The sequence below is a fragment of the Maribacter stanieri genome (assembly GCF_900112245.1).
Lineage (GTDB): Bacteria > Bacteroidota > Bacteroidia > Flavobacteriales > Flavobacteriaceae > Maribacter > Maribacter stanieri.
In genome coordinates this window covers 647,790-662,156 of sequence record NZ_FOYX01000003.1, presented here as the reverse complement: position 1 = coordinate 662,156, position 14,367 = coordinate 647,790, and the positions used below count along the sequence as shown (strand labels likewise).

General features: G+C 33.3%; 12 protein-coding genes. 9 read left to right on the top strand and 3 right to left on the bottom strand.

Features of this window, described 5'->3' with window-relative positions:
- The first annotated feature begins 94 nt into the window (after positions 1-94).
- From BM296_RS16655 to BM296_RS16645, 3 genes are all read left to right on the top strand, one after another.
- Positions 95-793, top strand: a complete 699-nt coding sequence (locus tag BM296_RS16655) for a response regulator (RefSeq protein ID WP_091904687.1) — start codon at positions 95-97, stop codon at positions 791-793.
- On the top strand, positions 793-2,286 hold the full coding sequence (locus BM296_RS16650) for a sensor histidine kinase (RefSeq protein WP_091904684.1): 1,494 nt from the start codon (positions 793-795) through the stop codon (positions 2,284-2,286). The genes BM296_RS16655 and BM296_RS16650 overlap by 1 nt, the downstream gene beginning before the upstream one ends.
- 118 nt (positions 2,287-2,404) lie before the next feature.
- A complete protein-coding gene (locus BM296_RS16645) occupies positions 2,405-3,757 on the top strand; it encodes a Kelch repeat-containing protein (RefSeq protein ID WP_091904681.1) in 1,353 nt (450 codons plus the stop codon).
- A gap of 70 nt (positions 3,758-3,827) precedes the next feature.
- On the opposite strand, the gene BM296_RS16640 is transcribed toward BM296_RS16645, so the two are convergent.
- Both BM296_RS16640 and BM296_RS16635 read right to left on the bottom strand, forming a co-directional pair.
- A complete protein-coding gene (locus BM296_RS16640) occupies positions 3,828-5,297 on the bottom strand; it encodes a MoxR family ATPase (RefSeq protein WP_091904677.1) in 1,470 nt (489 codons plus the stop codon).
- Positions 5,298-5,316: 19 nt separating this feature from the next.
- Entirely contained in the window at positions 5,317-6,468 is a 1,152-nt protein-coding gene (locus tag BM296_RS16635) for a vWA domain-containing protein (RefSeq protein WP_091904674.1), read from the bottom strand.
- Between the two features lie 413 nt (positions 6,469-6,881).
- Here BM296_RS16635 and BM296_RS16630 point away from each other — a divergent pair, with 413 nt between their 5' ends.
- The 6 genes from BM296_RS16630 (at position 6,882) to BM296_RS16605 (ending at position 13,101) form a co-directional block, all read left to right on the top strand.
- A complete protein-coding gene (locus BM296_RS16630) occupies positions 6,882-7,691 on the top strand; it encodes a DUF1853 family protein (RefSeq protein ID WP_091904671.1) in 810 nt (269 codons plus the stop codon).
- Positions 7,692-7,952: 261 nt separating this feature from the next.
- On the top strand, positions 7,953-8,618 hold the full coding sequence (locus BM296_RS19475; RefSeq protein WP_177214962.1) for a hypothetical protein: 666 nt from the start codon (positions 7,953-7,955) through the stop codon (positions 8,616-8,618).
- Positions 8,619-8,754: 136 nt separating this feature from the next.
- On the top strand, positions 8,755-10,035 hold the full coding sequence (locus BM296_RS16620; RefSeq protein WP_231500553.1) for an alkaline phosphatase family protein: 1,281 nt from the start codon (positions 8,755-8,757) through the stop codon (positions 10,033-10,035).
- Positions 10,036-10,288: 253 nt separating this feature from the next.
- Positions 10,289-10,762 carry a DUF1572 family protein gene (locus tag BM296_RS16615; RefSeq protein WP_027066947.1) on the top strand — a complete coding sequence of 158 codons (474 nt, stop codon included), beginning with the start codon at positions 10,289-10,291 and terminating at the stop codon, positions 10,760-10,762.
- Positions 10,763-10,922: 160 nt separating this feature from the next.
- Positions 10,923-11,966 (top strand): serine hydrolase domain-containing protein, encoded by a 1,044-nt coding sequence (locus BM296_RS16610; protein ID WP_091904667.1) that lies wholly within the window; start codon positions 10,923-10,925, stop codon positions 11,964-11,966.
- Between the two features lie 373 nt (positions 11,967-12,339).
- Complete coding sequence (locus BM296_RS16605; protein ID WP_091904664.1) at positions 12,340-13,101, top strand: hypothetical protein; 762 nt, start codon at positions 12,340-12,342, stop codon at positions 13,099-13,101.
- Between the two features lie 418 nt (positions 13,102-13,519).
- Here the strand turns inward: BM296_RS16605 and BM296_RS16600 are convergent, their stop codons facing one another.
- Positions 13,520-14,365, bottom strand: coding sequence for a DUF4249 family protein (locus BM296_RS16600; protein WP_091904662.1), 846 nt, complete (start codon positions 14,363-14,365; stop codon positions 13,520-13,522).
- Positions 14,366-14,367: the final 2 nt, after the last annotated feature.

The window sequence follows — 14,367 nt, the reverse complement described above, 5'->3', positions numbered from 1 at the left end:
TCGACTTACTAATAGGTTAAATTACATAGTATTAGCTATTTTCTTTTAGATGTGATTTTTCTGTGATACTTTTTTTCTTTATTCGTACTTGATTATGAAACGTATACTTATTATTGAAGATGATCCTGAAATCATTAAACTTTTAGAACTACATCTTTCTGATGTCAGTTATGAAACCACCATGGCAATGGATGGTATTGAAGGGTTAAAATTAGCCCTTGAAAATGATTATGACCTCATATTATTAGACCTAACATTACCAGGTTTAGATGGAGTAGAAATTTGTAGAAAATTACGAGCTACCAAAAACACTCCTGTAATTATGTTAACCGCAAAATCTGAAGAGATAGATAGGGTTTTAGGACTTGAGATTGGTGCTGATGATTACATGACCAAACCTTTTAGTATAAGAGAACTTTTGGCTAGGATAAAAGCAGTACTTAGACGCACAAATGAACCTAGCAAAAAGCAAGAAGATACTTCAATCATTTTTGCTGAAGGACTATCAATTGATATAGATAAAAGAAAAGTAGTACTTGATGATTATAAGATAGAGCTGTCCCCTAAAGAATTTGAACTACTGGTGTTAATGGCTTCTAACCCAGGTAGAAACTATACTAGAACAGAACTGCTTAACATTATTTGGGGTTATAATTTTGAAGGGTACGAACATACGGTAAACTCTCACATCAATAGATTACGTGCCAAAATCGAATCAGACATGGCCAATCCTAATTATATATTAACAACTTGGGGTGTTGGTTATAAGTTTAATGAAGAGATAATAGCATAATGAATAAGGAAAAAACGCTAACACCAAAACTTATTAAAAAATTGTGGCTCGCATTTGCCTTGCTAATAATTTTAATGGGTGCATCATATATATTTATAACGGGATACCTTACCTTAAACTACAACGAAGCAATAACACAGCGTATGAATGCTGATGTTGCCAATCATGTAATTCAAGAAAAATTTGAAAATGCGGCTCCATTTTTAGAAGATGGTACTGTCAACAAAGAACTTTTTGGAGACTTAATGCACGATATGATGGCCGTTAACCGTGGCATAGAAGTTTATTTATTAAATAAGTCCGGAGACATCCTTTACTCGGTCGTTTTAAAACATAACGAAAACGAACCTATGAAATCTGTGACTTTAGCGCCAATAGAAAAATTCATTAATACTGAAGGGGAAGAATTTGTTTTAGGTGACGATCCATTGAATCCTGAAAAGCAGAACATATTCTCGGCAGCTCCTTTTTCCATAGATGGTCATGAGGGGTATATTTATATTATTGTTGCCGGAAAACAGTTAGAGCTTATTAGTGATAGCCTATTTGGTACTTACTTTACCAAATTAAGTATTGGTGCAATGGTCTTAACTATGCTCTTTGCGGCACTAATTGGCATATTAAGTATTTGGTTCTTGACCAAGAATCTTAGATTGATTACACATACCGTACGTAAATTTCAAGAAGGCGATCTTGATATAAGAATAGCGAATCCAGAAGAATCTGATATAGAAGTTGTAGCGTTGTCTTTTAATAAGATGGCAGATACAATTGTAGAGAATATGGATAAGATGAAATCTGTAGATAATCTACGTAGAGAATTAATTGCTAATGTTTCTCACGATCTAAGAACACCATTAGCAGTTTTAAAGGGCTATATAGAGACCCTTCAAATAAAGAAAGACACGCTAACAGAGCTTCAAAAAGAAGAATATTTACAGATTACCCATGACAATATTGATAAGTTATCTAGTCTGATTAATCAGTTGTTCGAGTATTCTAAATTAGAAGCAGAGCAAGTAACGCCCATAAAGGAACCTTTTTCAATTACAGAGCTTTCTCATGATCTTATTGCCAAATTCAAAATCTTGGCAGAGCAAAAGCAAGTACAGCTACAATTAGATAATCCAGAGGAGAACTACATGGTTTATGCCGATATAGGTTTAGTTGAAAGGGCATTACAGAACCTAATTGAAAATGCTATAAAATATACCGAACCTAAAGGAAAGGTAACGTTGAGCCTTATAAAAATGGGCAAACAGATAGAAATAAATATTACAGACACCGGTAATGGTATTCCTGTAAGTGATCAACCATTTATTTTTGATAGATATAAGCAAGTGGACAACACTACCAAAAAACAAGGATTAGGACTTGGTTTGGCCATTGTTAAAAAAATTATGGATTTACATGACACTACTATTATAGTTTTGAGTAAACCTTATGAAGGAAGTTCTTTCATTTTTAAACTGCCAGCTCACCAATTACAGTAATAACAATTTTGCTATGAAGAAGAAAAAGCCCTATCGCTGTTGGATAGGGCTTTTCTATTTTGAATTACAATAATTGCTTTTTTATAGGGTTATAAGTTAAACTTAAATTCCCTTATAAATGAAAGTAAAAAACTTATTATTTATTTCAATGTCAGCATTTTTTATTCAATCATGTTCTAATGACGACATAGTTAATGAGCCTGAAGAACCGATTACCGAAGAACCAACTACCGAAGAACCTGTAGAATCTGAAAATAGTGCTCCAGATGCGTTTGAATTACTCACCGTTGAAAATGAAGGCAGTGATATTGAACTTGCACCTACCCTAACTTGGAATGCAGCTGTTGATACTGACGGAGATGATGTTACTTACAAAATACTATTAGATACAAATACAACTCCTGAAACCGTTTTGGGTGAAAATATTGAGGATACCACATTTGTATTGACCACTAATTTAGAAAGAAACACTACCTATTATTGGATGGTGGTTGCTATAGATGCAAATGGTGCAGAAACCAATAGTTCATCGATATTTAGCTTTTCGACCAAAGGTATCTCATTGGCAGAAGTAGCATTACAAGAGAATGCAGCGTTTTCGGCAAGAAGAAATCACACCATAACAGAATTTAATGGTAAACTTTATCTCATTGGTGGAGAAGGTGATTCTAATACTTTTAAAGATGTTTGGTCTTCCGTAAATGGAAAAGATTGGACCTTAGTTGCCGAAGAACTATTTGGTTTCTTTCCTAAAAGCAACCACACAGCTATTGTTTTTAAAGAAAAACTTTGGGTCATTGGTGGCGGAAATAGTGATGTTTGGTCAACGAGCGATGGTGAAACTTGGACACGAAATGAAACTTCACCTGGTTTCGGTTCACGCGAAGGTCACTCCACAGTTGTATACAATGATAAACTATGGGTAATTGGTGGCACTAGTGTTACTGATCAAAAGAACGACGTTTGGTCTTCAGAAGACGGACTTGTTTGGGAACAGGTGGCAGAAAGCACACAATTTTCTCCAAGAGCAGACCACACGACTGTTGTATTTGAAGATAAAATGTATTTAATAGGTGGTATGTTCATAGAAAATTTTTCATCAAACTTTTTAAACGATATTTATACTTCTACAGACGGTATCAATTGGGTTGAAGTTGATCCAACGACCATATTTGGTGTACGTGCCGAACATACATCGGTGGTATTCGATAATAAAATATGGATTATTGGTGGATGGCAAGCTGTTGTGAACGAAATGACATATGAGCAAGACGTTACTACTTTTGCAGATGCTTGGTATTCTGAGAATGGTATTGATTGGGTGCAAATTTCAATTAATGAGGCGTATGCGGCTCGTTTAGGTCATGCAACCACACTATTTGAAAATAAGATTATTGTTACCGGCGGTTTAGATCTAAATGCAAGCGCAAACAGTAGAACGTATTTGAATGATGTTTGGATTATAGAATAATAATCTACTTTACAATAATAAAAAAGCCCGTTCATTATTGAATGGGCTTTCTTTTTTTTCTTTGGATGTTTTAAATACCTTTTAAGAAACTACTATAGAGGTCTTTAAATTCAAATCCATCGGTAAATCGTTGTTTATTCAATTTCTTGTAAGAGACCAATCCCCACAATAGAAGCTCTTTTAAGAAGTAAGCATCTTTTGCATCATAATCTGGTTGATGCTCTTTCAATAATTGATTCAATGCAGGTATACTATCTAAAGCACGTTTGTACTCTTCGTCAGTAAAATCGTCCATCAATTCAAAACCTTCACCTTGAAAAAACCAATGTAACAATTCATCATAAACCGTTTCTTCATCTTTACGTTCCAGCTTATTGATTTTTGGGAAATATGTTGGGAATAATGTTTTAACAGCGTCATCTATCAAAATAGCCGCTACTCCGTCTGCCCCCTCCTGCTCTCCTTCATAAACCAACTCTATTTTACCAGTAATAGAAGGTATAATCCCAAGGAAATCACTTAATCGTACCATAGTGTGATTACCGCCATTTAACAATGACCTACGCTCTGCTGTACTTAATAAGTTTTCAAAAGCGGTAATACTTGTACGCGCACTTACACCACTTTTTGCATCTACATATTCACTTTCTCTAGCTTCAAAAATAATCTGCTCCAGTAAATCTTTAGCCAAGTCTGGTACATAAACAGCATCGGTTTGTCTAGAATCTAATTTTGCTTCTTGCTCGGTAATTTTTCTTGCAGTTTCAACATCATCAGGATAATGTGTTAATATCTGAGACCCAATTCTATCTTTTAGCGGAGTAACAATACTACCTCTATTGGTATAATCTTCTGGGTTTGCCGTAAATACAAATTGAATATCTAAAGGCAATCGTAATTTAAAACCACGAATTTGAATATCACCTTCTTCCAAAATATTGAATAATGAAACCTGAATACGTGCCTGTAAATCTGGCAATTCATTGATAACAAAAATACAACGGTTAGCACGTGGTATCATTCCGAAGTGAATTACTCTATCATCTGCGTAAGATAACTTTAAGTTAGCTGCTTTTATAGGATCTACATCTCCGATTAAATCTGCTACCGTAACATCTGGCGTCGCTAATTTTTCAGCAAAACGTTCATCTTTATGCATCCAAGTTATAGCCGTATCGTCACCTTTTTCTTTAATAAGCTCCATGGCATATCTAGACATCGGTTTCATAGGGTCATCGTTAATTTCTGAACCTTCTACTACCGGAATGTACTCATCTAATAGATTCACCATTAAATGCGCCAAACGTGTCTTTGCCTGACCACGAAGTCCCAATAAATTTATATTATGACGAGAAAGAATGGCACGTTCCAATTCTGGAATAACAGAATCTTCATAACCCCAAACACCTGGAAAAGCATCTTCTCCTTTTTTGATCTTTATAATAAGGTTATCTCGCAACTCATCCTTAACGCTTTTTGTTTGGTATCCGGCAGCTTTTAACTCCCCTAGTGTATGTATGTTTTTATAATCTAATTTCATAAAATATATTCTCTTAGTCTTATTTCAATCTTTTTTTTCTATTCGCTTCATAATCTTCAAAAATCATTTCACCCAACCCTTTTAATCCGGTAAAAAATGCCTTGCCTTTATTAGCTTCGGTAAAATGGCGAATAAACTGCATTAAATACGGGTCTTGGGCAATCATGAAGGTAGTAATTGGTATATGTAATTTACGTGCCTGCCGTGCCATATTGTAGCATTTCTCCACAATAAAATCATCTAAACCAACACTGTTCTTATAATACGTACCATCTGGCATGCGCAAGCAACTTGGCTTGCCATCGGTAATCATAAAAATCTGCTTATTGGTATTTCGCTTTCTACGCAACATATCCATTGCCAATTGTAATCCAGCCACAGTATTGGTATGGTAAGGACCTACTTTTAAATACGGAAGGTCTTTAATAGGTATTGGCCAGGCATCATTACCAAAAACCAAAATATCTAAAGTATCCTTTGGGTATCTGGTCGTAATTAATTCTGCAAGTGCCATTGCCACTTTCTTTGCTGGTGTAATACGATCTTCGCCATACAAAATCATACTATGGCTAATGTCTATCATTAGTATGGTACTCATTTGAGCTTTATGTTGTGTATCCTCTACAACAAGATCATCTTCGCTTAATTGAAAACTACCCACACCATGATTAATTTGGGCATTTTTCAGACTCTCGGTCATAGATATGTTTTCTAGACCATCACCATATCTGTACTCTCTCAAATCTCCAGTATGTTCATCACCCTGTCCAGATTTACCAGTTTTATGATTACCGGCACCACTACGTTTTAACTGCCCGAATATTTGGTCTAGCGCACGCTGGCGAATAATACGTTCCATTTTTGCGGTTATGGAAATATCTCCACCGCCAGAACCCTCTTCACCATCTTGTCCGTCTCCTCCACCATCTTTAAACTCCTCTCGTATATACCCTTTAGCCTTTAAATCTTCAATAAAATCCTCTATGGTATAGTCTTCTGTGGTAAGTTCATATTCCTTATCCAATTCGCGTAACCAATCTATAGCCTCGTCAAAATCCCCAGATGTATGTGTAATAAGCTCTTGAAAAATATCAAATAGCTTGTCAAAAATCGATTGTTCGGGAGCTTCGTAAGTTTCAAAGCGGAATCCTTTTCTTTCATTCATAGCCATAGTATAAAATTAACGCTTTTAGGCTGGATGCCCCTGCTATTTAAGAAATGTTAACGTTGTTGTTTAATATTCGCTTTTCGCTAGACGCTAAGCGCATGACACAATTCTCTATTTCCTATGCGTTTAGCGAATGGAGCATCGCGTTCTCAAGTTCGTCATTGCGAGGAGCATTTTAGCGACGAAGCAATCTGTTTGTTTCGTGTACTTAAGATTCATATTGCAATGCATAAATGCGATATGCGCGTGGCGCAAAGCGTTCATCGCATTGCGAGAGACGTTATTGAGTTCGTCATTGCGAGCACAGCGAAGCAATCTGTTTGTTTCGTGTTTCAAATGTACAGATTGCTTCGCTGTGCTCGCAATGACATTAAATTAAAGTAACTTCGAGCAAAAGCAAAACTATCAACGAAAAATTGACATTAATTAAGCAGTTTCAAAGTTTTTTAAATACTCCACCAATATGGATTAATAAACAGTTTGGAATAGAACAGTTTAATTTTCCAGCGGTAAATTTGGAAAACTTCTCTCCTACACCAATACCCGATAATTTAAGATTAGGGCATCAGATGGAATCTGTCTGTAAACAGTTGTTAGCGCATTCTTCTCAGTTTAATGTACTGGTGTATAATTTACCTATACGAGAAGGAAAACAAACCCTTGGTGAAATTGATTTTATACTTAAAGATGCTACTACCAAACAGGTTATACATGTAGAATTGACCTATAAATTCTATATCATAAACCCAGATATAACAGAACCTATACACCAATTAATAGGACCCAATAAAAGTGATGCATTCTTTATGAAAATGGAAAAAATAAAGAACAAGCAATTTGCATTATTACATTCAGAAGCTGGTACAGCTGCATTATCCAGTTTAAATATTGAAGCTTCTAACCTGAAACATCAAACATGTTTTAAGGCGCAACTCTTTAAACCTTACAACTTAGAAGCTTTACATCTAAGTCCAATAAACAAGAATTGTATTGTTGGCTATTGGTTACGGCTAAAAGAATTTACTACTGATGATTTTATCACCTGCCGATTCTATATTCCAAACAAAAAGGAATGGACTTTAAACCCAAATGTAACCGTAGAATGGATTTCATATACCGATGCACTATTAGCTATTGAATTACAACTAGCTAAACAAAAATCGCCATTAGTATGGATGAAGAAAAACAATATGCAATTTGAGAAGTTTTTTGTGGTTTGGTGGTAACAATTGCATTTTAAAATTAGTTGTTTATAAATGTTGAAAAGTAGGTTTTAAATTACCTGCTAATTATAGTACTTTTAAAATAGGGATATGTGTAATTGTTGATATATCAGCATGTTGTGCTTCATTATGACAAACCGCTAACCAATGATAAAATTCTTTAGAAAAATCAGACAAAATTTACTTTCAGAAGGTAAAACCAGAAAGTAATTTAAATATGCTATAGGTGAGATTTTCCTTGTTGTAATTGGAATTTTAATTGCATTGAGCATTAATAATTGGAATGAAAAACAAAAAGAAGAAAAGAGTGAACTATTAATACTTAAAACGCTACAAAAAGACTTTATCGAGAACAAAAAAATATTTTCAGACATAGTCGATAAACAGACCTTTGTTATTGGTAATTGTAAATCACTAATTGAATGTTTTGAAAGAAAAAATGTACAATATAAGAGAGATTCTATTGGTAGATTTATCTACTATGGGGCTTTTAATTATTATAGAGCCGAACCTATTTTGGGAGGTTATCAAGCTATGGTTGGAAGTGGAGATTTAAAAATATTGAAAAGCGAAACTCTTAAATCAAAATTAGCTTTATTTTCTGCAGAAATAAATCAAGGATTTGAAGATGAATCACTATCTATAAATTTACTAAATACACTACATAATGAATTCAAATCAATTGAAACCTTATTTTTAGACAATAAACTTAGACAATCTATTGGTTTAAGCAAGGTTAAAGAAGATAGAGAACAACAGAATATAATAATTTCAAATTTATATCAAAATTCAAATATTTTACACCCACTCTTTATGAAAACAGGTGTTGAAACTAATAGATTAAAATTGTATGCTAAAATGTTAGATTACTCAAATGAGATATTGAATTTGGTTGAATCTGAATTGAAAGAAAAAATAACTAAAGCATAACAACATGTTTAATTAATTGCTTGGTTTTCGACTACTTACAAAAATACTTGCATATTTTTATTAGGTTTTTATTTGCTAAACCAGTCAACTAATCATACACAATCAAGTTACCTGCAACCTCTAAAAGTCAACCGAATTGATAAAACGAAAAGTATTACTTACATCAGTTTTTATTATTGGAATGATTTTATTGAATTCTTGTAATAAAAAAATAGTGAGTCCGGCTAATTCCAATGCGAATACAGATTCAAAAACTACTCAAGAAAAGCCTTATTTAATCTTAATTTCACTTGATGGTTTTAGATGGGATTATGTAGAAAAATATCAGCCGCCAAATTTGAGTGCATTCATTAAAAAAGGTGTTAAGGCAGAATCATTAATACCCTCATTCCCTACCAAGACTTTTCCAAATCATTATACCATTGCTACTGGGCTTTATCCTGAAAAACATGGAATAATAGGGAATATTTTTTACGATTATAAGAAGGACACGCTCTTTAATAAAAGAAGCCCAGGGATGGCAGAAGATGGAAGCTTTTATGGAGGCTCACCGATTTGGGTAGAGGCAAATAAGGCAAATATTGTAACTGCCAGTTATTTCTTTGTAGGTACAGAAGCAGATATTCAAGGTATAAGACCTACGTATTATTATACATTTGATAATAGCGTTAAAAATGATGAAAAAGTTAATCAAACAATACATTGGTTGAACTTGAATGAGCAAAACAGACCGCATTTAATCACTTTATATTTTGGTGATATGGATAAAGTTGGACACGATTATGGTATTAATGACGAGGAATTAAAAAAGGCGTTATTTGATTTGGATAGAAATTTAGGCGATTTGTTTAAAGGAGTATCAGAAACTGGACTTCCTATGAATATTATAATAGTTTCTGATCATGGCATGGGAAATCAGTCTACTAACAAAATTATCCCCATAGATTCCATCGAAAACGATAACTTGTTCATGACGATTGAAAATGGTACAATAGTAAACATTCATCCTAAAAAAGATGGTGAAATAGATTCTGTACTTCAGTATTTAAGACATAAGGAAAGTAATTTCAAAGCTTATAAAACTGAGAATACACCAGGTTTTGAGTACATCCCAAAAAATAAAAACTGGGGTGCAATACAATTAATACCAGACTACGGTTATCATTTTTGGAATCAAAGACGCAAAGACGCTCTTGTCGAAGCGGGTGTTACAACCTTTGGAGTGCATGGTTATGATAGCAAATACAAAGAAATGCATGGGATATTTTATGCGAATGGTCCTGCCTTTAAAAATGGCTATGAAATACCTTCGATAAAAAACATTCATCTTTATCCATTAATGTGTAAGATATTAGGCTTAGAAATTCCAAAATTAATTGATGGAGATATAAATCAAATCGAAAGCGTTTTGAAATAGTAAATAATGAACAAGAATTATAACATAAAGCCAGTAGAAAAGAACCCCTATAAACAATACGGACTTTGGGCTTAATTGCAGGGATTGAGTATTATTATGAAGTCCGAAAAATTTTTGGGATTTTGCACTGAATGGGAAAAAAAACAAAACCAAATGATTTCGCCATGCACGTGGCGGAAAGCAAACGCTAGTTTTCTACCATACTATTCATGTCTAAACCGTTGTATGCAATATGATTAAATTATCTTAATGAATGAAAAAAACAATAGAATTAGCTAATAGATTTAGAGAAATTATCATAAATGGGACTTGGATAGCGAATACCAATTACAAGGACCAATTGGAAAATTTAGATTGGAAAATTGCGGTATCAAAAATTGATTCCTTAAATACTATTGCAATAATAGCTCAACACGTTCATTACTTTGTTAATGGAATCAAAAATGTCTTTGATGGCGGTAATCTTGAAATAAGAGACAAATACAGTTTTGATTTTCCTGAAATAAAATCAAAAAGTGAATGGAAATCCTTCTTGACCAAATTTTGGGAAGATGCAGAAAACCTGGCAAAATGTATAGAGCAATTACCTGATGAAAAATTAAATCAGGGATTTGTGGATGTTAAATACGGAACCTACAAGAGAAATATTGATGGATTGATTGAACACAGTTACTATCATCTTGGACAAATTGTATTGATAAAGAAAATAATATTTGCGAGGCAATAAATACTACATACAACAATGGCTATAGCAAGTAGAGTATAAAGTGCTATATTTAAAAGCTCTGGCTCGTTGACCAGAAGAAAACGAAAAGTTTCATTACTTCTGCACTACGTTTAGTTAAACCGATAAGAGCGATTAATAAATTCACCGACCTGAAATAGTAATGACAAAAAAACAAAGAAAACGCATACTTAGAATAGTATTTATTATTGCAGGTGTAATGTCTTTAATGTTTGTCCCATGGGTTTTAGTAAAAGCTTGGATTCTACCACTACCTGATACTATTAAAGAACAAGTAAATGAAGCAATCGGTCATGGATTTGATGGAATGATTGTCTACGTGGACCAATCTGGTAAGCAACCAGAATTATACGCAGCAGGTTGGCACAATCGAGAAAATAAAATACCTGCCGACCCGAAAGCCTTATTCAAAATTGCGAGTATCAGCAAATTATATATAGCTGTTGCAACTGCCAAATTAGTTAAAGACAAACGTTTGTCATTGGATAAAACGCTCGCTGATTACTTACCGGAATTGAAAGGAAGGATTGCTAATGCAAATAAGATTACTTTAAGATTAATGGTGCAACACCGAAGTGGAATTCCCAATTTTACCGATACCCCTGGCTATTGGGAAGACATATCGAGAGGCAATAGGGAAACACTAGATTTGGTACTGGATAAGCCTGCTGACTTTGAACCAAATAAAAAATATAGTTATTCAAATACGAATTATTTATTGATAGGTGAAATACTTGATAAAACATTGGGATATAGCCATCACCAATACATTAAGAGTGAAATTTTGATTCCGCTTAAACTTAACAATACTTATAGTTTGCTAAGTGAAGTAGATTTAGACGATGTAATGAGTGGATATTACAAAGGTTATGATGCTGATATAAAATATAATGATTTTATAAACCCTGCCGGCTCAATGGTGGCTACAGCAGAAGATACGGGAATATTCTTGCGAGCATTAAATGACGGTTCACTATTTAATGAAGGTGAACAGGAAATATATTCATCCATTTATGTATATGAACATACAGGATTATTGCCGGGATACTCAAGCATTGCCAGGTATCACAAAGATATTGATACCGTTGTTATTCAGTTTGTAAATACTGGTGGTGGATACACTTGGAATTTATCGGAAATCGTATATAACCGTATAGTAAAAATAGTAAGAAGTAAAAAAAACTAATAACAAAATGTAAATGAGATGCGGAGTTTAGGGCAAAATTGAAAGGTCTCTGTATATTTATAATATCAACAGACCTTCTCGAATTGGATTTGGACAAAAAAAAACTAAGTCCATTCGAACGTAGCTTTAATGTATTGGAAGACAATAAACTTTAGCTTCGTGGGTATACGAACACGAAACGTTTCTTTTTTTATCTGCTATGTATGGCTCATGGGTTACCAGTAATTTTAATAATGAATTCTAAGTATCAATATATCTCAGAAAGTTCGATTAACCTTGATTCGGAAGATGAATTTCGCAATTTGATAAATACGCAGGGACATTTTAAATTGAATTTTTAGAAAAAATAAAAACTCAAAGCCCAAGTTTACAATTGAAATATGACAATGATTATCTAACTCAAATTAGATATGTAAATCAACTAAACAATATCGATATTGTACTTACTAATTCAGCTAAAAGTTTTCGCTATTTTAAAAATAAAAGAAATCGAATCAACTTTTTAATACCGACAGAGAAAGAATCAAAAAGTTTCATTGGTGAAGATGGTACATCAAAATTTACAACTCCAAAATCAAATTTAATTGAAGTTTCATTTCAAATTATTGCAAAAATATCGAGAAAAGATAAACCATTTTCTTGGCTTCCATTTGAAGAATTATACATTACATATCCCATATTTTCAGGCACAAGTGAATTCATTTTTTTAGATTATAGTGAACCGTTATCTCCCGAGTTAATTGAAAATTACAAAAACATTGACTATCCATTTAGAAAAATGGACACAGCGGGAATACATAAATTCAATCGAACCAATTTATCTATTATATCAATTAAAGATCTTAATGAAGATGAGGATTTAGATTTTGAATATTGGTACGCGGGAATATCAGGAATCCCTTTTTGGATTCAACACCCAGATATACCTAAATGTCCAAAAACAGGTAATTTAATGCACTTTGTTTGTCAGTTGAACACTTCAGAATTAGTTAAGGTTGGCCAATCAAATCTAAAATCTGCGGAAGATTATTTTATGCAATACAATAAAAGTTTAAGATTTTGGGGTAGCGGATCTTTGTATGTTTTTATGGAGCCAATTAGCAAAGTCGTTGGATTTATAATACAAGACACATAACTCTAAAAAACGAAATCAAATAATCTCCCTAAATGTGTTTTGTTATACAGCAATAATTAGTAGTTCCTAAATGAAAAAATGACCTATTTTAAAAGTATATTTCATCTTGTATTTAGTTTCTTGCTTAATTTATAAGATAATAAATTGGAACTTTTTTTGGAATGAATTAGTGAACTGGAATACTACACCATTCTATAAAGGGTGGGAGGTTATTTCTTTATCAGCCCTTATGTTACTTGGATTAACTGGCTTGTTAGTTGTCTTTATACTAACTAAGTATATAAAGAATAGAAGAATATTAAATAGTGTTGAAATAGTACTAGCTATTTCTTTTTCGATTGTATTATGGTTTGTATATAAATAATTAAAGCCCCAATTTCTTGGGACTTTAGTATTCATAAAATTCATTTAAAATATGCTACTCTACCGTATAGATTATCGTATTCTTCTGAGTAACCCTAAAATAGCCATGTGCGTAATTATCTGGGTTAGTTGTGTTAATACAATTACCCTTTATTGCTACAGGCGTAGATTCAAAAAGACCGACACCACCAAGTTGATCGATTACAATATCAATATAATTGTAATAGGGTCTAGAAATACTGTGCATACTAATAGTTACCACATCACCTGGGGCTAATGGTTTTATTTCTCCCTCTTCATCATCATCTTCATTTATTTCGAACCACCAATCTACCTCGTTACCGTTTATAAATTCATCATCACCTGATTCTAGTATTGGTAAAAGATCTTGCGGTCTTTCATACTTAAAAAAGTAATTATCCCCTTCCGCTTCAAAATCATTAAAAACAATATGTAATTCAATGGTTTCATCATCAAATCCATCTTCCGTATCTTGAAATACATCTATAATATCTGCCACCGGATTCATAGTGTCATTTGCAGTATATGATTGTCCGTCATAAATAATTTCTAAGGTATAACTAGCGTCCAATTGCGGATTAAATGTATCAGTAGTATAAGTACCATCAGCTTGGTCTGTAAAGAGATAAACTTCTCCATTGACATCATTGGTTACAGAAACCTGTGCTCCAACTACATCTGTACTTTGGGTATCAAAAAACGGTGTAGAAGTACGTAACGTAATGGTTTGCTCATTACCGGTAGTACCTTTTTCCCAATCTAGAGAAGCTTCTACCACCAAACGTATAGTATCTGTCTGTACATCAACATCAATCACATCTGTACATGAAACTAGAGTACATAAAAACAAAAGTGCTATAAATTTTATTGGATTTTGCATGT

Coding starts and splice junctions, on each gene's coding strand:
- BM296_RS16645 (WP_091904681.1), top strand. CDS start 2,405: ATGAAAGTAAAAAACTTATTATTTATTTCAATGTCAGCATTTTTTATT.
- BM296_RS16655 (WP_091904687.1), top strand. CDS start 95: ATGAAACGTATACTTATTATTGAAGATGATCCTGAAATCATTAAACTT.
- BM296_RS16600 (WP_091904662.1), bottom strand. CDS start 14,365: ATGCAAAATCCAATAAAATTTATAGCACTTTTGTTTTTATGTACTCTA.
- BM296_RS16640 (WP_091904677.1), bottom strand. CDS start 5,297: ATGAAATTAGATTATAAAAACATACATACACTAGGGGAGTTAAAAGCT.
- BM296_RS16615 (WP_027066947.1), top strand. CDS start 10,289: ATGAAAAAAACAATAGAATTAGCTAATAGATTTAGAGAAATTATCATA.
- BM296_RS16610 (WP_091904667.1), top strand. CDS start 10,923: ATGACAAAAAAACAAAGAAAACGCATACTTAGAATAGTATTTATTATT.
- BM296_RS16635 (WP_091904674.1), bottom strand. CDS start 6,468: ATGGCTATGAATGAAAGAAAAGGATTCCGCTTTGAAACTTACGAAGCT.
- BM296_RS16650 (WP_091904684.1), top strand. CDS start 793: ATGAATAAGGAAAAAACGCTAACACCAAAACTTATTAAAAAATTGTGG.